The following is an 18,614-nucleotide window of genomic DNA, read 5'->3' as shown; positions in this document are numbered from 1 at the left end:
GTCGGCGTGGTGTTGCGGAACCGGCATGCCCTCTCCACGTTGGGCAGGCTCGAACTCTCTCCCAGAGATAGACCACAAGCGTCGGAGGCGCACGAGCTTGACGATCCCCACATCGACCTACCGTATTCAGTTCCGCAACGGCATGACTTTCGACCGCGCGGCGGCGCTCGTGCCTTACCTGAAGCGCCTGGGCATCAGCCACCTTTATGCCTCGCCAATCTTCACCGCCGCGGAAGGTTCCACCCACGGGTATGACGTGGCTGATGCCAACGAAATCGCCGAGGAGCTTGGCGGACGCGAAGGGTTCGAGCGCATGAGTGCCGCGCTGCAGGAAAACGGCCTTGGCCTTATCCTCGATATCGTGCCGAACCATATGGCAGCGGCGCTGGAAAACCGTTGGTGGCGCAGCATCATCGAATGGGGACAGGAGAGCCCCTTCAGCCATTTCTTCGACGTCAACTGGCAACGCCGCCTGACACTTCCGGTCCTGGGCGAAGATTTTGATGCTGTGGCGGAAAAAGGTGATCTTTCCGTCGGCTTCGACACCAAGGCCGCCTGCCTGACGCTGTCCTATTTCGACAGCCACTATCCGCTTTCCCCGGCAAGTTATGGGCAGGCGCTGGACGGCATCGACCTTGCGCTCGCAGACAAGATCCGCGCCGCAGCCGCCTCTGCCACGGCGGCCGGCGAAGAGGCATTTCATGACGCGATGCGCGCGTTTGCCGCCGATCCCGAAGCCTCACGGCTTGCGCAAAAGCTTAGCGATCGCACACTCAACCAGGAGCAGATCACCGCCCTCCACGCGGCGCAGCCATACTGCCTGATGAACTGGCGCAAGGCGCCGAGCGAGCTGAGTTATCGCCGTTTCTTCGAAATCACCGGCCTTGCCGGCTTGCGCGTCGAGACCGAGGAAGTGTTTCTTGAAAGCCATCGCCTGATCCTCGATCTGGTGCTGTCCGGCAAGGTGGATGGCTTGCGCATCGACCATGTGGATGGTCTGGCCGATCCGCGCGCCTATCTGCAGCGGTTGCGCGAGGCGGTCGGTCCGGATTGTTATCTGGTGGTCGAAAAGATCCTCGGGCACGGTGAGCGCCTGCCGTCCGACTGGCCGGTCTCCGGCACAACCGGCTACGAATTCATTGCAAGCCTGTCTGATGTTCTGGCAGAGCCGGAAAACCTTGCCGCCTTCCACAGCCAGTATAGCGAGGTGACCGGCCGTCCGCTCGATCTGGATGCGGAAATGCAAAAGGCCAAGGGGCTGATGGTCGATGTCAATTTCGCCGGCGAAGTCAGCACCCTCCTGTCGATCGCACTCGACATTGCCGCCGGCCATCAGGATAGTGGCCGCTTTGACGAGGATGCGATGCGGGATGCCCTGCGCGCACTGCTGATCGCCTTTCCCGTCTACCGCACCTATGGCAACACCCTTGGCCTTGAGCCGGCGGACCGGCAGCGCCTGAGCGACGTGCTCTCGGAGGTGCGGTCGCGAAAAGATCCGCCGCAATCGCAACCGCTCGGTTTCCTCGCCCGCATCATCGTCGGCGATGTCAGTGAAGAATTCGATGCGCAGGCCGGTGAATTCCGCACGCGCTTCCAGCAGCTTACCGGCCCGTTGATGGCGAAATCGCTGGAAGATACGCTGTTTTTCCGCATCAACCCGCTGATTGCGCTGAACGAAGTGGGCGGAGAACCGCTGCCGCCGCTGAACGGCGTCAGCCAGTTTCACGCCGAAATGCAGGCAAGGCTGAAAGATGAGCCGCAGGGGCTTTCCGCCAGCTCCACTCATGACACCAAACGCGGCGAGGATGCCCGCGCCAGGCTTTATGCGCTGTCGGAAGCGCCCGATCTCTGGCGCGCGGCATTTGATCGCTGGCGCCAGATGAACCGGGATCTTGTGGTGGAGCTTGATAACGGAAAAGCGCCGGAGCCGGAGGTGGAATGGCTGATCTACCAGGCGCTTGTCGGTGTGTGGCCGCACAATCTTGGCGCCGACGACACGCAGGGCCTGAAGGCACTGGAGGAGCGATTTGTCGTTTATCTCGAAAAGTCGCTGCGCGAAGCCAAGCTGAAAACCGGCTGGAACGACCCCGACAGCGCCTATGAAGAGGCGGTAACCGGTTATGCCCGCCATCTGCTGGGGCCGGATGGCGAAGGTTTCCGGCAGGATTTTATCGCCAGCATGCAGCCCGTGTTTGCCGCCGGCGGTTTAAACAGCATCACTCAGACGCTGATCAAGCTTGCCGCACCCGGCATTCCCGACATCTACCAGGGCAGCGAAGGCACCGATCTCAGCCTTGTCGATCCGGATAACCGACGCGCGCCGGATTTCGAAGCGTTGATGGCCGGGCTCGATTGTGCCTGGGATCCGGCCGATCCGGAAGCCTGGCTGGATGGGCGGCTGAAGCAGCGGGTGATCGAGGCCGTTCTGCCCTTGCGGGCGCGCGAGCCGGCACTGTTTCTGGAAGGCAATTATGTGGCGCTGGCGATTGCCGGTGAAAAATCCAGCCATCTCGTCGCTTTCGCGCGCAAGTTCCAGGACAAGGCCGTGATCGTCGTCGCCCCGCGCCTGATGCTCCAACATCTGCTGAGCGAGGCAGTGCATCTGCCTTCTGCCGATTTCTGGACAGATGCCGTTTTGAAGCTTGATGCGAGCCTTGCCCACCATAGCTACCGGGACCTCCTGTCGGAGGACATCATTCAGCCGACGTCCGAACTTGCCCTTGGCGAACTTCTGGTCAAGCGGCCGTTCTGCGTGCTGCTTTCGGCCTGATCTTCACCCAGCGCAGGGAGGACAGTTCCTTCCTGCGCTGGGCACGGATGCGGGCTTGAATGCGCCCACGAAAAAAGGTGCCGCCCGAGGAGGACAGCACCTTTTAAACAACGTTCCAAAGTCAGTCGTCGAGGTCAGGCAAGACCGACAAAAGACAGGATTGCGATCACGATAACCACGGCGCCAACGAGCCATACGATGCTGTTCATGTTTCTCTCCTTTGATCAGATTGCCGCCACTGCCGGCAGCTCTTGAGGTTCGAGATCAGGCGAACCCGACCAGATTGAGGACCGCAATGACGATGACAACGGCTCCAACAAGCCAGACGATGCTGTTCATACCCAAGCTCCATTTTGTTTCGCTCCATCAACGACAGAGCACGCCAAAGGTTCCATCGCCGGTAGCAGGAACCTTTGGCGCAACAACGGGTTCGGGCGCCGCGTCCGGGCTTTGTCGCAACCGGACACGAGAGGAATGCCGATGAGCTTTCACCCCTATACCGCCACGCTGCAAAGCGATCAGCCGATGCCGGCCACCAGTGGAACGGACTTAAAAAGGCCGCAGCGAGTGGTGATCATCGGCGCCGGCTTTGGCGGGCTTGCCGTTGCCCGCGAGCTTGGCAATACCGTGCTCGACGTGACGGTCATCGACCGGCGCAACCACAATCTTTTCCAGCCGTTGCTCTATCAGGTGGCAACGGCAGCACTGTCGCCGGCCGATATTTCCGAGCCGATCCGCCGCACGCTTGGCCGCTATCACAATATCAAGGTGATGCTGGCCGAGGTGACAGGGATCGATACCGTGACCAAGACCGTGCAGTTCGCCACGGCGCCGTCCGTTCCCTACGACCGGCTGATCATCGCCACCGGTTCGGAATATAATTATTTCGGCCATGACGAATGGCGGGCGCTGGCACCGGGGCTCAAAACCATCCATGAGGCACGCCAGATCCGTCACCGGTTGCTGCTGGCCTTCGAGCGCGCCGAGGTTTCGCAGGACCATGAGGAAAAGAAGGCGCTGCTCACCAGCGTCATCATCGGCGGCGGGCCGACCGGCGTGGAAATGGCCGGCGCGATTGCCGAGCTTGGCCGCTTCATGATCACCCGGGATTTCCGCAGGCTGGCACCTGAACATTTCCGCGTGCTGCTGCTGGAGGCGGGGCCGCGTATTCTGGCCGCCTTCCCCGAGGAGTTGACCACCTATGCCACGCGCGAGTTGGACCAAATGGGCGTGGAGGTGATGACCGGCCGCATGGTCGAGGACATTTCAGACGGGGTTGTGATTGCCAATGGCGAGACGATCCGCACCGCAAACGTCATCTGGGGTGCAGGCGTCAAGGCATCGCCGGCGGCCGGCTGGCTCGGCATCGAGGGCAAGGCGGGCGGGCGTATTCCTGTCGATGGCGATCTGAGGGTCACCGGTTTCACTGACGTGTTTGCGCTCGGCGATACGGCGCTTGGTGTCGACGAGGCGGGAAAACCGCTGCCGGCGCTGGCACAAGTGGCCAAGCAGCAGGGCCAGTATCTGGGCAAGGCACTCCGCCACGAACTGCTCGATGCTACCCCATCAAAACCCTTCCATTTCAACAATCGCGGCAATACCGCCGTCATCGGGCGAAACGCCGCCATCTTCGATTTCGGCAAATGGCGCCTCAAGGGGCGGCTCGCATGGCTGCTCTGGGCGCTCGTCCATGTCTACCTGCTGGTCAATTTTGAAAAGCGGCTGCTGGTGACGATCCAGTGGATCTGGCGTTATCTCACCCGCCAGCGCGGTGCGCGCCTGATCGACGAAAATGTGACGCGATCCATCAACCCCGGGAGGGAGCCATGAACACCGCCAATCCGCAGCTGGAAGGCCTTTATCTGGCACTTGCCGCCATCAACCGCCTGCTGGTGGAAAAACAGCTGCTGACGCATGAGGAAATACGCGAAACGCTGCGCGAGGTGGAGGCTGGCGTGATGAAGGCAGAGGAGCCGGATGTTTCCAGCGCGCACCGCAAGGCCGTTGCCTTCCCGATCCGTCTTCTGATGCTGGCCGATGAGGCGGCAGAACGCGGAGAGGAAGCGAATTTCGACGTTCTCGCCCGACAAGTTGGCCGCAACAACTGACACGTTTTCGGGCTGACGAAAAAGGGCGACGGGTATCCCCCGCCGCCCTTTGCACATTTTGACATCGATCAGATGATCGGCTTGCCGCCGGTCACCGCAATCGTTGCACCGGAGACGTAGCTGGAGAGCGGATCGGCCAGCATCACATAGGCAGTTGCCAGTTCCGCCGGCTGTCCCGGGCGCTTCATCGGCACCTGCTGGCCAAAGGATTTAACCGATTCCTCCGGCAGCGTGGAGGGAATGAGCGGCGTCCAGATCGGGCCGGGCGCAACCGCATTGGCACGAATGTCCTTCTCCGCCAGCAATTGCGCCAATCCTGCGGTAAAGTTCTGGATCGCGCCCTTGGTGGTGGCATAGGCGAGCAGCGACGGGTTGGGGCTGTCGGAATTGATCGAGGCGGTGTTGATGATGGCACTGCCCGGCTTCATGTGCGCGACGGCAGCCTTGGTGAGGTAGAACATGGCGTGGATGTTCACCTTGAAGGTCAATTCCCACTCCTCGTCGCTGATCTCCCCGATTGTCGGAAACGAGGCCTGGTGGGCTGCGTTGTTGACGAGAATATCGATACCGCCAAGCTGTTCGACAGCCGTGTCAATCACCTTGCGGCAATGGGCGGCCGATTGAAGATCGCCCGGCACCAGCACGGCCTTGCGGCCAGCCTCTTCCACATGGCGTTTCGTTTCCGCCGCATCCTCTTCCTCGTTGAGATAGGAAATCAGCACGTCGGCACCTTCGCGGGCAAAGGCAATGGCGACGGCGCGGCCGATGCCGCTATCGCCACCGGTGATGACGGCCTTCTTGCCGGCAAGGCGGCCGGAGCCCTTATAGGAGCTTTCGCCGTGATCCGGCACCGGCTGCATCTCTTTCGTCAGACCCGGCATCTGGATTTTTGGCTGCGGAAAGGGCGGCGTGGGATATTGCTGTGACATGAGTCAACCTCGCTTTTAATCTGGGGTTCGCGGGTCCAACTCGCGCCAAGGGGTGGATGTTCCAACAGTGCCCAACCGGCGTCCGGTGTGCAGGCAAGGCAAATCACCCTCCCCGGCCGCATTCAAAATGGCCACATCTCGCGCCCTGCCTGTCATTGGCGTGGACAGGCGCGAGATCGGCATGGCACGTCTGCCATCGCGACAGCGGTCATAAAAATTCTGTCATCCATCCGTGTTAGGGGCCACAATCCTGCGCGCTTGCCGTTCGACAAAGGGCGCTTGTTACAGTTGAAGGTATCGCAATGCTTCTCCACTCCCCGCCCGGTCTCGAAATCATCCACGCCGGGCACCGCACAAGGCTCAAATGGCACCGGCTGCGCCTTGGCCTTTCGGCGCCGCTTTTTTCAGCCGAAACCATGGCACTGGGGTTTGAAGCGGGCGCTTCGATGGAGCTGGATCTTCGGATGCGCGGCGATGGCGGTTTCGTGGTGCTGCATGATGCGGACCTCGAAGGCGAAACCAGTGGCCATGGCCCGGTGCGAAAAGCCTCGGCACAGGATCTGCGGAAACTTACCATAACGGCCGGCGGCACGCCGCCGATCCTCAGCGAAGACCTGGCGCAAATGCTGACGACGGCACATCCGGACGCGCTTTTGCAGTTTGACATGAAGGACGATCTTAAAACGATCGGCAGTGCGGGACTTGCGCATCTGGTGGAGTTTTTTGGCGCCGCCGGGCGCTCGATCATCGTCAGCGCCGGCGATCTCGACCTTATCGTTGCCATCCGCAACCACCTGCCCAACCTTGCGCGCGGCATAGACCCCACAGACAAGCTGGTGGCGATCCTTGCGCAACAGGGACCGGCCGCGGCACGGCAGGACCTTCTGTCTGATATCAAGGGAGAAACCGCGCCGGACACGGTTTATCTGTCCTGGCCGCTGGTTCTGGAGGCCGCCGCGCGCGATCTCGATCTCATCGGCCTTTGCCATGAGAACGGCTGCAAGGTGGATGCCTGGACCTTTAACCTGAAAAACCCCGACATGGGGTTCAGCGATGCGGAATGGGCGCAGTTTTCCGCCCTGATGGCTCTGAAGCCCGATCAGGTGACAACGGACGAGGCTCCGGCAACCGAACGTGCCTGGAACGCCCGGAGCACCGGCTGAAAATATGAAAAAACCCGCCGGACGGGCGGGTTTTCGAGGCATGAGCCGGTTGCGCGCTGGCGATCAGATTTCCGGGCAGCCGCGTTCATTGGCAAACGTGATGCGGCTCGGGCCGCGGCGGGTAAACCCCTGCACGACAACGCGGCCGGGCGTTACGCGCACAACTTCCGGATCGCGCAGGCCCGCATCGCGGGCAGCAGAGCGGGCTTCGCGCTCGCTGCATCCGCGGCGCGGCGGCGGTCCACGACGGTCGCGATCGTTTTCGCGGATCACCGGACGGATGCCATCCGGCCCGACCCGCAATTCCATCTGTTGCGCCTGCGCCGACGTGCCGGCACAAACGCCCGCAGCCGCCATGGCAAGAGCAAGCCCCGCCGTCTGGATCACCTTCAGCATGATAGTCTCCTTGCTGCACGCCTGATGTCGGCGGCCCTGTTATTTAGCCAGCCCAAAACGCGGTGCCGGCTCATTTGTTCCAATACCTCCCTCAACTGTAACGACGAGACAAAGTGGAGAAAAACAACACAAACACGCGCAAATGCCGCCGCGATTATTATAGTCTGTCATGATTGTTATACGCAGGCTTAACCAATTTGCCCGAGTGTCCGTGACGGGCAGGATGGAAAAATTTCTTTGATCGAGCGATTTGCTGCCTTTTCCCGGCAGGAAGGAGGAGACAGGACGTCGCCTTGCTTCAGCCTTTGCGTTTTCACGTAGGTCAAAGATGTTACGACACCTGTCGATTCGGACAAAAATCCTATCCGTCATCCTGTTTCTCGGGCTGGTCTCACTGGCCGGTTTGTCTTACCTCAGCAGCCGTTTTGATGGCGTCAACGATCGTTATGCGGATTTCATCGCCAATAACGCCGCCGCCGCCGTTCTTGGCGCGCGCTCGTCTGCGGGCATGTGGACGGCCGTCAACGCCATTACCCGCGTTGCGCTGAACGAGACCGGCTCGCCGGCTTACGAGGAAGGCAAGGCCGCCTTCGTGCGCAACCTTGATGGCGCAAAGGCAAAAATGGTCGATATCGGCCGCATGGTGCCGGCGCTGAAGCCGCCGTCGGATGAACTGATGGGACTGATGGACCAGTTCGGTGCTGTCTACGAAAAGATCGTGGTCGCCAAGCAGGCCGGACGCAATGACGAGGCGGTGGCCCTGGTGCGTTCGCTCGATCAACTGGCGCCAGCCTTCTCCACCAAATCCGGCGCCAACAACACCGCGCTGAACGAAATGGTGGCCAATGGTGGCAAGACCATTTCCAGTGATACGTCCTCGATCATCTTCACCAGCATGGTGGCGCTTGGGCTTGCCGTGATCGCCACGATCGGCCTTGCCTATTATGTCGCAAGCGCCGGCATCACCCGCCCGATGGAGGCGCTTCGCCAGCGCATGGCAACGCTTGCCGGCGGCGAAACGGAGGCTGCTGTTTCCGGCACCGATCGCCGTGACGAGATCGGCGCCATGGCCCAGACGGTGGAAGTGTTCCGCAGCAATGCCAAGGAGCAGGCGCGCCTTTCGGCCGCAACCGAGGCAACCCGCCGCCAGGCGGATGCCGAGCGCGCCTCACACGAGGCAATCCGTACGGAAGAAGCCGGAACGCTGGCGGATGTGGTGCAGGCACTGGCCACCGGTCTGAAGGCCCTGGCCGACGGCGACCTGTCACACCGCATCGAGCGCCCGTTCACGGCCAAGCTCGACACCCTGCGCACCGACTTTAATCATTCGGTGGAAAAGCTGAACCAGGCCATGCAGCTGGTCGGCACCAATGCCCATGCCATCACGGCCGGGGCCAACGAGATCCGCACCTCGAGCGACGATCTTTCGCGCCGCACCGAGCAGCAGGCGGCTTCCGTCGAGCAGACGGCAGCGGCCCTGGAAGAGATCACCACCACCGTGCGCGATGGCGCAAAACGTGCCGAAGAAGCCCGCAAGCTGGTGGTGGCAACCGGCGAGGATGCCCGCAATTCCGGCACCGTGGTGCGCTCGGCGGTTGACGCCATGCACGCCATCGAAAAATCCTCCGGCGAGATTTCCAACATTATCGGGGTGATCGATGAAATCGCCTTCCAGACGAACCTCCTGGCGCTGAATGCCGGCGTGGAAGCGGCACGTGCCGGTGAAGCGGGCAAGGGTTTTGCCGTCGTTGCCCAGGAAGTGCGCGAGCTTGCCCAGCGCTCCGCGCAGGCTGCGAAAGAAATCAAGGGCTTGATCAACACGTCCAGCAGCCAGGTGGCCAATGGCGTGACGCTGGTTGGCAATACCGGCAAGGCGCTGGAAGGCATTGTCAGCCAGGTGCAGCACATCACCGGCCATGTGCAGGCGATTGCCGATGCCTACCGCGAACAGTCGCTCGGCCTGCAGGAGATCAACACCGCCGTCAATACGATGGACCAGGGCACCCAGCAGAACGCCGCCATGGTGGAAGAGGCAACGGCGACGGCCCACCAGCTTTCCGGCGAAGCCGAAACCCTGACCCGCCTGCTCGGCCAGTTCCGCCTTGCCGAAGCCCAGCGCTCCAACCAATACGGCCGCGCGGCCTAACGGCTGCGGGCATCGTCTTCAAATCGGTGAAAAGGCTCCGGGTCATTCCGGGGCCTTTTTCATGGACCGCTTGCGACATCCGGAAAGCCAGCTCAACAGCGGCAGGATGAACAGAAGCCCCTGCCATTCCGGCTGATCCAGCGGATCAGACAGCGGATGCCTGACGCCGCGGCTGCCCGGCCTCGCCCGCTTCAATTCAAGCCATAGAACCACCCCTGCGAGCAGCATTTCCGTTCTCCCCTTGCACAATATGTGGCGCTGAGGAGACCGATAAGACACCGAGGCAGACCGCCCGGTGTAGACCCATGTTTGCAACGGGTCTTTCATCCATGCACGATGGACCCGCCATCAAGGCGCGGATAAACTGACCTGATGCAGCACACCGACTGGGACGACCTCAAACTCTTTTTCCATGTGGCCCGCGAGGGTGGCCTGTCGGGTGCTGCCGAACGCACTGGCTTCAGCGCACCCACGATCGGCCGGCGCCTGCAGGCGCTGGAGCGCCAGATGGGGCGCACGCTGTTTATTCGCAGCCAGCAGGGTTATCGTCTGGCCCCCGATGGAGAGATCCTGCTCGGCCAAGTGCGCGCCATGCAGGAGGCCGCCGAAAACATCACGCAATGGCACCAGCGCGCCTTCACCCTGCCGAACGTCTCGATTGGCAGCGACGGCTGGTTATCCGGTTTCATCGCAGACCGCACTGCAGAGATCAGGCATCCCTCCGATCCGTTTCGGCTGTGCTGCAAGACGGCAAACGATGTGGGGGATCTGGCCTTTCGCGCGACGGATGTCGGCGTGGTGGCGCGGCGGCCGCAATCGGGTAACCTTGCTGTCCGTCGTTCCGTCGACGTCACCTACGCCGTCTATCACGCGGCCATTCATGAGGATCCGGAGCGGCTGCCCTGGACCTCCATTGGAACCGAAAGCGCCGTCACGCCCTCGGATAAATGGGTCTTTCAGAATTTCGAGGCGGATATCACCACCTGGACGAACGCACCGCAGCTTTTGCTGCGGCTTCTTCTGTCCGGAAACGGACGCGGCGTGCTGCCCTGTTTTGTCGGCGATGCCTTGCCGGATCTGCACCGCGCCGGCCCCGTCATCGCCGATCTCACGCACACGCTGCATATCGTTGCCAATGACGACGACCGTCACCGGCCGGAAATGCGCACCGTGATTGAGCGGCTGGCGGCTCTTCTGAAGCGGGAGGAAAGCCGGCTGAAGGGCGAAAGGCACCCTGCCCCTTAAGCCGCCGCGTCACACATCCAGCGCATCCTTCAGAGCAAGGCCTTCGCGCACGCGCAGATCAAGATCGGCCTCGATGTGGTCGATATGGTGCAGCATGAGAGCCGAGGCGCGGGCGGCATCCCGGCGTTCCAGCGCATCGAGGATCTCGCCGTGTTCGCCATGGCCGCAGCGGGAGACGCCGGTGCTGCCATAAAGCGCGATGACCAGCGAGGAGCGCGCCACAAGCTCATCCATGAAACGCTGCAAAATCGCATTTCCGGCAACGCTTGCCAGCATCAGGTGAAAATCTCCCGAAGCCTTGATTTCGGCGCGGCGGGCGGCCGGGCCGTGCTCGCTCATGTAACGCGCCTCTTCCTGCAGCTGGTGGCGAAACGTATCGAGATCAGCGCTGGTAATGCGTTCGATGGCGGCAGCGACAATGCCGGGCTCGATCAGACGGCGTGAAGAGAAAACCTGACGGGCTTCTTCCGGCGTCGGATTGGAGACAAACGCGCCGCGATTTCGCTCCGCCCGCACCAGCCCTTCGAAGGCCAGCATCTGCAGTGCCGCACGCACCACCGTGCGGCTGGCATCAAACAGCGCGCCGACTTCACTTTCCGACAGTTTGGTGCCCGGCACGAGGCGGCGATCGACAATGGCGTTGCGCAGGGCCTCTCTAATGGCGAGCGCCCGATCATCCGGCACCAGGTCGAAGGGGCTGATTTTGTCGCTGATCTGCATTGCGAGTTCCCGTTTTGCCCTTTTGTAACGCGAACGGCCGTCAGTGCAAAGCGGGAAGCGCGGCTCATTCGCGCGTTGAATACAATCGGCCTACTGCATCGTACACAATCGTCTATTTTTTACGCAGACATAGCTCAGTCTGTGTGCATCCAATTGGGCGCGCCGCACGTCGACACCGATTAAGTGCCCGAGATTGCAGATAAAGCGGCAACTGGCACGGCGCATGCATTGCTGTTGGCCAAGACAAGGGAGTTCCCATGACAAAAGCCGCAGAAATAGACATCGCTTCGGTCTCGAAGGTCTACGGCACCACCACGGCCGTACATTCGATCAGCCTGAAGATCCCCGCCGGCAGTTACTGCTGCCTTCTCGGGCCCTCCGGCTGCGGCAAGACAACGACGCTGCGCATGATTGCCGGCCATGAAACGATTACGACCGGCGATGTGCTGCTCGGCAACAAGAACGTCACGGATCTGGCGCCGGCCGAACGCGGCACGGCGATGATGTTCCAGTCCTATGCGCTTTTTCCGCATCTCGACCTCGTCGACAATGTCGCCTTTTCGCTGAAGATGAAGGGCATCGACAAGGAAACCCGCCGCGCCAAGGCGATGGAGATGCTGAAGCTGATGCAGCTTGAAGCCTATGCCTCGCGCCGGCCCGCACAGCTTTCCGGCGGCCAGCAGCAGCGCGTGGCGCTGGCTCGCGCGCTGATTACCGATCCGGAAGCGCTATTGCTCGACGAGCCGCTGTCGGCGCTCGATCCTTTCCTCAAGGTGCGCATGCGCGCCGAGTTGAAGAAGCTGCAGACCTCGCTCGGCATCACCTTCGTCCACGTCACCCACAGCCAGGAAGAGGCGATGGCGCTCGCAGACATCGTCGTCGTGATGAATGACGGCCGCATCGAGCAGGCAGCGCCGCCGCGCACGGTGTTCGAGCGTCCGGCCACCGCCTTCGTTGCCCGTTTCATGGGCGATCACAACGTGATTTCCGGGCGCGTGACCGACAAGGACGACACGAGCCTGACGCTTGCAGTGGCGGCCGGCGCCAGTTTTTCGGCACCTGCGGACAAGGTCGAAATCGGCCAGCCCGCCGATATCGCCATCCGCACGGATCGCGTCACTGTTGGCGCTGAGACGGCTGCCGGTTACGGCTTTACCGGCACGATCAGCAATATCGAATACCGTGGCTCCTCCGTGAAGCTCGCCGTCAGCGGCGCCGGCATCGAGGATTTCACGGCGATCCTCAGCGACAAGGTGTTCTTTGCCCAGCCCGTCAAGGTTGGCGAAGCCATCCAGCTGTCCTGGAACGCCGAGGACGTGATCGTTCTCGGGCGCCCGCACTAACCACCACAACAAGCACAATCAAAAACCTTCAGAGGAGACATGGCATGACGAACACTCCCATCAAGCCCACGGGCATCAGCCGCCGCAGCCTGCTGAAAACGGCTTCTGCCGCAGCAGGCCTCGCCGCCGGCTCGGGCGCCATCACCGGCTTCCCGACCATCTGGGCGCAGAACCCGATCACGCTTCGCCAGTTCGGCACCGGCGTGTCTAACATCAATGCCATTGCCGAAAAGTGCAAGGCAGACCTCGGCATCACGCTGGAAATGACGGCAACCGATTCGGATGCTGCCGCCCAGCGCGCCGTCACCCAGCCGAATTCCTACGACATCGCCGATATCGAATACTGGATCCTGAAGAAGGTCTTTGCCGCCGGCGTCATCCAGCCGATGGATGTGAAGAAGCTGAAATATTACGACAAGGTCGTTCCGCTGTTCAAGAACGGCAAGCTGAAGCCGGACAGCGTGATTGCGCAAGGGACAGCGCCGCACACGGTCGGCTTTGTCGAAAAGCCCGGCGACAAGAAGTTCGCCAAGGGTGAGACCCAGTGGTTCACCATGATGCCGACGATCTACAATGCCGATACGCTCGGCATCCGCCCCGACCTCGTCGGCCGCGAGATCACCTCCTGGGCCGATATCATGGACCCCGCCTTCAAGGGCAAGACCTCCATCCTCAACATCCCCTCGATCGGCATCATGGACGCTGCCATGATCATGGAAGCGATGGGCAACATCAAGTACAAGGACAAGGGCAACATGACGAAGGAGGAGATCGACAAGACGATCGACTTCCTCATCAAGGCCAAGCAGGCCGGCCAGTTCCGCGCCTTCTGGAAGTCCTTCGACGAATCGGTCAACCTCATGGCATCGGGCGAAGTCGTCATCCAGTCCATGTGGTCGCCGGCGGTTGCTGCCGTGCGCTCCAAGGGCATTGCCTGCAAATACCAGCCGCTGAAGGAAGGTTATCGCTCCTGGGGCGGCGGTCTGGGTCTGGCCTCCCACCTCAAGGGTGCGCAGCTGGAAGCCGCTTACGAATATATCAACTGGTACACATCCGGCTGGGTCGGCGCCTACCTCAACCGCCAGGGTTATTATTCGGCCGCCATGGAAACGGCAAAGGGCCATATGTCGGCTGACGAATGGGGCTACTGGATCGAAGGCAAGGCAGCCCAGGGCGACATTCTCTCCCCGGAAGGCAAGGTCATGGAAAAGGCCGGCGCCGTGCGCGATGGCGGCTCTTTCGAAGACCGCATGGGCAAGGTCGCCTGCTGGAACTCCGTGATGGACGAAGACCGCTACATGGTCCGCCGCTGGAACGAGTTCATCGCAGCCTGATCTCGGCACCGACCCTTTCTGCCGGGGTGGCCCCTCACCCTAACCCTCTCCCCGCATGCGGGGAGAAGGAACGCCGCAGACGAAGGGGCAGTGAGACTTGAAAGAGTGCGGCCCATCCTTTCCCGCTTGCGCAGGAGAAAGAACAATGGCGCCGCGGGCAGTGCTAAAAATCCCTTCTCCCCGTTCTTGACGGGGAGAAGGTGGCGGCAGCCGGATGAGGGGCTGCGGCACACATTCCGATCTGGAGACGAGACGACATGACCACAGTACGCTTTCTCGGTGTCGGCGAACCGAAGCCGAAACGCAGCATCCGGCTGCCGCTCAAGCTTGTCTCCTACATGCAGGCAACGCCGCTGACCCTCATCCTTGCGGCATTCCTGCTTTTGCCGCTGCTGATGATCGTCACCGTCAGCTTCTGGGATTATGACTTTGCCCAGATGTATCCCGATTTCGTCACCTTCAACTATACCGAGACGCTGGGCTCGTGGGTGACCTGGAAGACCTATCTCAACACGCTGAAATTTGCCTTCCTGGTCTGGGTGATCACCCTCTTCATCGGCTTCTGGGTCGCCTATTTCCTTGCCTTCCACATCCGCACCGCCGCCATGCAGATGGTGCTGTTTCTCGTCTGCACCGTGCCGTTCCTCACTTCCAACATCATCCGCATGATCTCGTGGATCCCGGTTCTCGGGCGAAATGGCCTGATCAATTCCGGCCTCGTCAATTCCGGCCTCGTGTCGGAACCGGTGGAATGGCTGCTCTATTCAGATTTCGCCGTCGTGCTCGCCATGGTGCATCTCTACACGCTGTTCATGGTCACGCCGATCTTCAACACGCTGATGCGCATCGACAAAAGCCTTGTGGAAGCCGCACGCGATGCCGGCGCCTCCAGCCTTCAGGTGCTGACAAACGTCATCCTGCCGCTGGCAAAACCCGGCATGGCGATCGGCACCATCTTTGTCGTCACGCTCGTCATGGCCGATTTTTCCACCGTGCAGGTGATGTCGGGCGGGCAGAGCGCGTCGGTTGCGCTGATGATGAAGAACCAGATGTCACTGCTGCAATATCCGGCCGCTGCCGCCAATGCCGTGGTGCTGCTCGTCCTCGTTCTCCTGATGGTCGCCGGCATCCTGCGCATCGTCGATATCCGCAAGGAGCTTTAACCGATGTATGCCGACAAACGCTCCCGCGAATTTTATATCCTCGCCATCTTCTTCGCCCTCTTCGTGCTGTTTCTCTACGGCCCGCTGTCTGCCATCGTCATTCTCTCCTTCCAGGGGCCGAACGGGGGGCTTACCTTTCCGCTCAACGGCGTGTCGCTGCGCTGGTTTGCCAATCTCATGGAAACGCAGGCGGTGGGCGATTTCGGCGGCTCGTTCCGGCGCTCGCTGATGCTCGGCATCATGGTGATGCTGGTCACAGTCACCGTATCGCTGCTCGCCGGCCTTGCCTTCCGGCGCAAGTTCTTTGGCGCAACCGTGCTGTTTTATCTGTCGGTCGCAAGCCTTGTCGTGCCCTCCATCATCATCTCGCTCGGCATCGGCGTCGTCTTCCAGCAGTTCGGCTTCCAGCCCGCCTGGTATTCGTCGGCCTTCGGCGCCCATCTCACCTGGACGCTGCCGTTTGGCGTGCTGATCATGTTTGCCGTGTTCAACCGCTTTTCGCCCTCCTACGAGGAAGCCGCACGCGATCTTGGCGCCACCTCCTGGCAGACGTTTCGCTACGTCGTGCTGCCGATGATTGCGCCCTCCCTCATTGGTGTCGGCCTGTTCGGCTTCACGCTCTCCTATGACGAATTTGCCCGCACGCTGATGACATCTGGCACCTACAACACGCTGCCGCTCGAAATTTACGGCATGACGACCAATGTCACGACGCCGGTGCTTTATGCGCTCGGCACCGTCACCACCGTCTTTTCTTTCCTCGTCATTGCCGGCACGCTCGGGCTGATCATCGCCATGAACCGCCGCCGGTCCAAAGGCTGATTAATGCGCATTCTCCTGATCAATCCGAACACGACCGCAAGCATGACGGCAACGGCGGCGGATGCCGCCCACCGCGTGGCCGCTGCCGGCACCGAGATCCTGCCCGTAACCTCCACGATGGGGCCGGTTTCCATCGAAGGTTATTATGACGAGGCGCTCGCCGTGCCCGGCCTGCTTGTGGAACTCGCCAAGGGCGAAAAGGCCGGCGCCGATGCCGCCATCATCGCCTGTTTCGATGATACCGGGCTCGATGCCGCACGCGCCCTTGCCGGCATTCCCGTCATCGGCATCTGCGAGGCAGCCCTTGCCTGCGTGTCCTTCATTTCCCAGCGCACCACCATCGTCACCACCATGGAACGCTCGCGTCTGCCCATCGAACATCTGGTGCATCGTTATGGCATGGCCGGCCGAGTGAAGGTGCGCGCTGCCGATATTCCGGTGCTCTCGCTGGAAGACCCGTCTTCCAATGCCGGTGAACGGTTGCGCGCCGAAATCACGGCGGCTCTCCGCGACGACCGGGCAGATGCCATCGTGCTTGGCTGCGCCGGCATGGCGGATCTCACGGCCGAACTCTCCCGCGAATTCGGCGTGCCGGTCGTGGATGGCGTGGCCGCCGCCGTGAAGCAGGCGGAAGCGCTGGTGACACTCAAGCTTTCCACCGCCAAGCGCGGCGCCTATGCCTTTCCGGTCGAAAAACCGTACACGGGGATCCTGGAAGCGTTTCAACCAAAAGCGATGACCGCATGACCACGACCGGGATCCGGGTGCTGACACCTGCCGAACTCAGCCAGTTGCTCGGTTGGGCAGAGGCGGAAGGCTGGAACCCCGGTCTCGATGATGCCTTGGCCTTTCACGCCGCCGATCCTTCCGGATTCTTCGGCTGTTTTGTCGAAGGGCAGATGGTCGCCGGCATCTCCGCCGTCGCTTATGGCAAAAATTTCGGCTTCATCGGGCTTTACATCTCTCACCCCGATCACCGCGGCAAAGGTTATGGGCTGAAGGTGTGGGATCACGCCATGCACTCTCTTGCCGGCCGCAGCATCGGGCTTGATGGCGTGCCGGCGCAGCAGGCAAATTATGCCCGCATGGGTTTTGCGCCGACCTATGGCACCGTGCGCTGGAGCGGTCACACTCCGGCGCTGCCGGCAAGCCATCCCGACGTCGTCGCGGTGACACCAGACCATTTCAAGGACATCGAGGCATTTGACGCCCGCGCCTTTCCGGCGCCGCGTCCGGCTTTCCTCAAAGCATGGCTACAGCCGCCGCATATCGCCCGTGCGATTTTTCGGGACGGTCAGCTCACCGGCTACGGTGTGGCGCGCCGTTGTCATGACGGGTTCAAGATCGGGCCGCTGTTTGCCGAAACCGATGGCCATGCGGAAGGTTTGTTTTCTGCACTGGCCATGGCGGCAGGGTCAGAAATCCTGCATATCGACGTGCCGGAAAACCGAACCGTGTTCTCCGCCCATCTCTCGGGCCTTTGCTTTACGAAGGGTTTTGAAACCCGCCGCATGATCCACGGCGCTCCCCCTGATGATGAGGAGCGCCTTGTTTTTGGCGTAACGACGCTGGAGCTTGGCTGATCAGCGGGCAATCAGAACCGGCACGGGTGCCGCTTTCAGAAGCGCCTGCGTGACGCCGCCAAAAACCCGCTCGCGCAAGCGTGAATGGCCATAGGCTCCCATCACGATGAGATCGGCACCGATCTCGCCCGCATGGCTTTTCAGCACATCCTCGACGGGACGCCCGCCGCTCGGCAGTTGGTCGACCACCACATTAACGCCGTGGCGCGCCAGAAACGCTGCCACATCCGCCCCCGGTTCGCCGCCATTGGCACTGTAGGAGGCATCGGGATCGATTAGCGTCACATGCACGCTTTCGGCCTGAGACAGGATATCGATGGCTTCGCGTGCGGCGCGGCCGGCTTCAGCGCGGGAATTCCAGGCGAGCAGCACCGTCTTCACCTTGACCGGCGCATCGCCGGCCGGCAGCAGCAGCAGGGGGCGTCCTGCCTCGAACACGGCGCCATCCACCACCGCATTGATAAGACCGGATTGCGCCCGCAGTTTCTGGCCCACCACGACGAGATCGGCGTAAAGCGCGCGCTGGAAGATCGTGTCGGCCAGAAAAGTCCGCTCGGTGTAATAACGGTCGATGTCGAAGGGAATTTCCGCCGTTTCGCAATGCGCACGCGCCATGTCGGCGACAGCGTGAAGCCGCTTCAGGTCCTCGACGCGCTGATCGAGCCAGGCGGTGCCGACCGGATAATCGCCAACCGTAGGCGACACGGCAATATCGACGACCAGCAGCGAGAGATGCGCGCCAAGCTGCGCGGCGAGATCCGTGGCGCGGTTGATGTCGGCCGCCTCTTCATGGCTGCCGATAATGGCCAGAACTGTCTTGAACAACATGATGATGCTCCCTTTCCCTTGGCCAAGGCCGCATCGGCCTTGTTGAGACTGAGCTTAGGAGCAT

General features: G+C 61.5%; 17 protein-coding genes. 12 read left to right on the top strand and 5 right to left on the bottom strand.

Annotated features, from left to right (window positions below):
* Positions 1-97 precede the first annotated feature (97 nt).
* The 3 genes from treY to AC4CWF_RS04840 all read left to right on the top strand — a co-directional run bounded on the left by treY (position 98) and on the right by AC4CWF_RS04840 (position 4,878).
* Positions 98-2,770 carry a malto-oligosyltrehalose synthase gene (gene treY / locus AC4CWF_RS04850; RefSeq protein WP_491284006.1) on the top strand — a complete coding sequence of 891 codons (2,673 nt, stop codon included), beginning with the start codon at positions 98-100 and terminating at the stop codon, positions 2,768-2,770.
* Between the two features lie 480 nt (positions 2,771-3,250).
* A complete protein-coding gene (locus AC4CWF_RS04845) occupies positions 3,251-4,600 on the top strand; it encodes an NAD(P)/FAD-dependent oxidoreductase (protein ID WP_491284005.1) in 1,350 nt (449 codons plus the stop codon).
* Entirely contained in the window at positions 4,597-4,878 is a 282-nt protein-coding gene (locus tag AC4CWF_RS04840) for a hypothetical protein (protein WP_491284004.1), read from the top strand. Before AC4CWF_RS04845 ends, AC4CWF_RS04840 begins: the two co-directional genes overlap by 4 nt.
* Positions 4,879-4,946: 68 nt before the next feature.
* On the opposite strand, the gene AC4CWF_RS04835 is transcribed toward AC4CWF_RS04840, so the two are convergent.
* Positions 4,947-5,807 (bottom strand): SDR family oxidoreductase, encoded by an 861-nt coding sequence (locus tag AC4CWF_RS04835; RefSeq protein ID WP_491284003.1) that lies wholly within the window; start codon positions 5,805-5,807, stop codon positions 4,947-4,949.
* A 302-nt stretch (positions 5,808-6,109) separates the two neighbouring features.
* Here AC4CWF_RS04835 and AC4CWF_RS04830 point away from each other — a divergent pair, with 302 nt between their 5' ends.
* Positions 6,110-6,970 carry a glycerophosphodiester phosphodiesterase gene (locus AC4CWF_RS04830; RefSeq protein ID WP_491284002.1) on the top strand — a complete coding sequence of 287 codons (861 nt, stop codon included), beginning with the start codon at positions 6,110-6,112 and terminating at the stop codon, positions 6,968-6,970.
* 63 nt (positions 6,971-7,033) lie between these two features.
* Here AC4CWF_RS04830 and AC4CWF_RS04825 read toward each other — a convergent pair whose 3' ends face one another.
* Entirely contained in the window at positions 7,034-7,366 is a 333-nt protein-coding gene (locus AC4CWF_RS04825; RefSeq protein WP_491284001.1) for a hypothetical protein, read from the bottom strand.
* 328 nt (positions 7,367-7,694) lie between these two features.
* Between AC4CWF_RS04825 and AC4CWF_RS04820 the strand changes: the two genes are divergently transcribed.
* Positions 7,695-9,512, top strand: coding sequence for a methyl-accepting chemotaxis protein (locus AC4CWF_RS04820; RefSeq protein ID WP_491284000.1), 1,818 nt, complete (start codon positions 7,695-7,697; stop codon positions 9,510-9,512).
* Positions 9,513-9,554: 42 nt separating this feature from the next.
* Here the strand turns inward: AC4CWF_RS04820 and AC4CWF_RS04815 are convergent, their stop codons facing one another.
* On the bottom strand, positions 9,555-9,740 hold the full coding sequence (locus AC4CWF_RS04815; protein ID WP_491283999.1) for a hypothetical protein: 186 nt from the start codon (positions 9,738-9,740) through the stop codon (positions 9,555-9,557).
* Between the two features lie 144 nt (positions 9,741-9,884).
* On the opposite strand from AC4CWF_RS04815, the gene AC4CWF_RS04810 reads away from it, so the two are divergent.
* Positions 9,885-10,757: a LysR family transcriptional regulator gene (locus AC4CWF_RS04810; RefSeq protein WP_491283998.1), complete on the top strand. Its 873-nt coding sequence runs from the start codon at positions 9,885-9,887 to the stop codon at positions 10,755-10,757.
* 9 nt (positions 10,758-10,766) lie between these two features.
* Here the strand turns inward: AC4CWF_RS04810 and AC4CWF_RS04805 are convergent, their stop codons facing one another.
* Entirely contained in the window at positions 10,767-11,477 is a 711-nt protein-coding gene (locus tag AC4CWF_RS04805; protein WP_491283997.1) for a GntR family transcriptional regulator, read from the bottom strand.
* A gap of 257 nt (positions 11,478-11,734) precedes the next feature.
* On the opposite strand from AC4CWF_RS04805, the gene AC4CWF_RS04800 reads away from it, so the two are divergent.
* From AC4CWF_RS04800 to AC4CWF_RS04775, 6 genes are all read left to right on the top strand, one after another.
* Complete coding sequence (locus AC4CWF_RS04800) at positions 11,735-12,820, top strand: ABC transporter ATP-binding protein (RefSeq protein ID WP_491283996.1); 1,086 nt, start codon at positions 11,735-11,737, stop codon at positions 12,818-12,820.
* A 44-nt stretch (positions 12,821-12,864) separates the two neighbouring features.
* Positions 12,865-14,154, top strand: a complete 1,290-nt coding sequence (locus AC4CWF_RS04795; RefSeq protein ID WP_491283995.1) for an ABC transporter substrate-binding protein — start codon at positions 12,865-12,867, stop codon at positions 14,152-14,154.
* A 257-nt stretch (positions 14,155-14,411) separates the two neighbouring features.
* Complete coding sequence (locus AC4CWF_RS04790; protein ID WP_491283994.1) at positions 14,412-15,317, top strand: ABC transporter permease; 906 nt, start codon at positions 14,412-14,414, stop codon at positions 15,315-15,317.
* 3 nt (positions 15,318-15,320) lie between these two features.
* On the top strand, positions 15,321-16,139 hold the full coding sequence (locus AC4CWF_RS04785; RefSeq protein WP_491283993.1) for an ABC transporter permease: 819 nt from the start codon (positions 15,321-15,323) through the stop codon (positions 16,137-16,139).
* 3 nt (positions 16,140-16,142) lie between these two features.
* Complete coding sequence (locus tag AC4CWF_RS04780) at positions 16,143-16,886, top strand: aspartate/glutamate racemase family protein (protein ID WP_491283992.1); 744 nt, start codon at positions 16,143-16,145, stop codon at positions 16,884-16,886.
* Positions 16,883-17,722 (top strand): GNAT family N-acetyltransferase, encoded by an 840-nt coding sequence (locus tag AC4CWF_RS04775; RefSeq protein WP_491283991.1) that lies wholly within the window; start codon positions 16,883-16,885, stop codon positions 17,720-17,722. The genes AC4CWF_RS04780 and AC4CWF_RS04775 overlap by 4 nt, the downstream gene beginning before the upstream one ends.
* Here the strand turns inward: AC4CWF_RS04775 and AC4CWF_RS04770 are convergent, their stop codons facing one another.
* Positions 17,723-18,550, bottom strand: a complete 828-nt coding sequence (locus AC4CWF_RS04770) for a universal stress protein (protein ID WP_491283990.1) — start codon at positions 18,548-18,550, stop codon at positions 17,723-17,725.
* Positions 18,551-18,614: the final 64 nt, after the last annotated feature.

It is taken from the genome of Neorhizobium sp. PAMB6630, assembly GCF_058242775.1.
Note: the sequence above shows the minus strand (reverse complement) of the source record. Positions and strands in the feature narration are given on the sequence as shown.

What these genes read in the sequence shown, in the direction of transcription:
- AC4CWF_RS04845 (WP_491284005.1), top strand. Translation starts at nt 3,251, where the DNA reads ATGAGCTTTCACCCCTATACCGCCACGCTGCAAAGCGATCAGCCGATG.
- AC4CWF_RS04840 (WP_491284004.1), top strand. Translation starts at nt 4,597, where the DNA reads ATGAACACCGCCAATCCGCAGCTGGAAGGCCTTTATCTGGCACTTGCC.
- AC4CWF_RS04835 (WP_491284003.1), bottom strand. Translation starts at nt 5,807, where the DNA reads ATGTCACAGCAATATCCCACGCCGCCCTTTCCGCAGCCAAAAATCCAG.
- AC4CWF_RS04830 (WP_491284002.1), top strand. Translation starts at nt 6,110, where the DNA reads ATGCTTCTCCACTCCCCGCCCGGTCTCGAAATCATCCACGCCGGGCAC.
- AC4CWF_RS04825 (WP_491284001.1), bottom strand. Translation starts at nt 7,366, where the DNA reads ATGCTGAAGGTGATCCAGACGGCGGGGCTTGCTCTTGCCATGGCGGCT.
- AC4CWF_RS04820 (WP_491284000.1), top strand. Translation starts at nt 7,695, where the DNA reads ATGTTACGACACCTGTCGATTCGGACAAAAATCCTATCCGTCATCCTG.
- AC4CWF_RS04815 (WP_491283999.1), bottom strand. Translation starts at nt 9,740, where the DNA reads ATGCTGCTCGCAGGGGTGGTTCTATGGCTTGAATTGAAGCGGGCGAGG.
- AC4CWF_RS04810 (WP_491283998.1), top strand. Translation starts at nt 9,885, where the DNA reads ATGCAGCACACCGACTGGGACGACCTCAAACTCTTTTTCCATGTGGCC.
- AC4CWF_RS04805 (WP_491283997.1), bottom strand. Translation starts at nt 11,477, where the DNA reads ATGCAGATCAGCGACAAAATCAGCCCCTTCGACCTGGTGCCGGATGAT.
- AC4CWF_RS04800 (WP_491283996.1), top strand. Translation starts at nt 11,735, where the DNA reads ATGACAAAAGCCGCAGAAATAGACATCGCTTCGGTCTCGAAGGTCTAC.
- AC4CWF_RS04795 (WP_491283995.1), top strand. Translation starts at nt 12,865, where the DNA reads ATGACGAACACTCCCATCAAGCCCACGGGCATCAGCCGCCGCAGCCTG.
- AC4CWF_RS04790 (WP_491283994.1), top strand. Translation starts at nt 14,412, where the DNA reads ATGACCACAGTACGCTTTCTCGGTGTCGGCGAACCGAAGCCGAAACGC.
- AC4CWF_RS04785 (WP_491283993.1), top strand. Translation starts at nt 15,321, where the DNA reads ATGTATGCCGACAAACGCTCCCGCGAATTTTATATCCTCGCCATCTTC.
- AC4CWF_RS04780 (WP_491283992.1), top strand. Translation starts at nt 16,143, where the DNA reads ATGCGCATTCTCCTGATCAATCCGAACACGACCGCAAGCATGACGGCA.
- AC4CWF_RS04775 (WP_491283991.1), top strand. Translation starts at nt 16,883, where the DNA reads ATGACCACGACCGGGATCCGGGTGCTGACACCTGCCGAACTCAGCCAG.
- AC4CWF_RS04770 (WP_491283990.1), bottom strand. Translation starts at nt 18,550, where the DNA reads ATGTTGTTCAAGACAGTTCTGGCCATTATCGGCAGCCATGAAGAGGCG.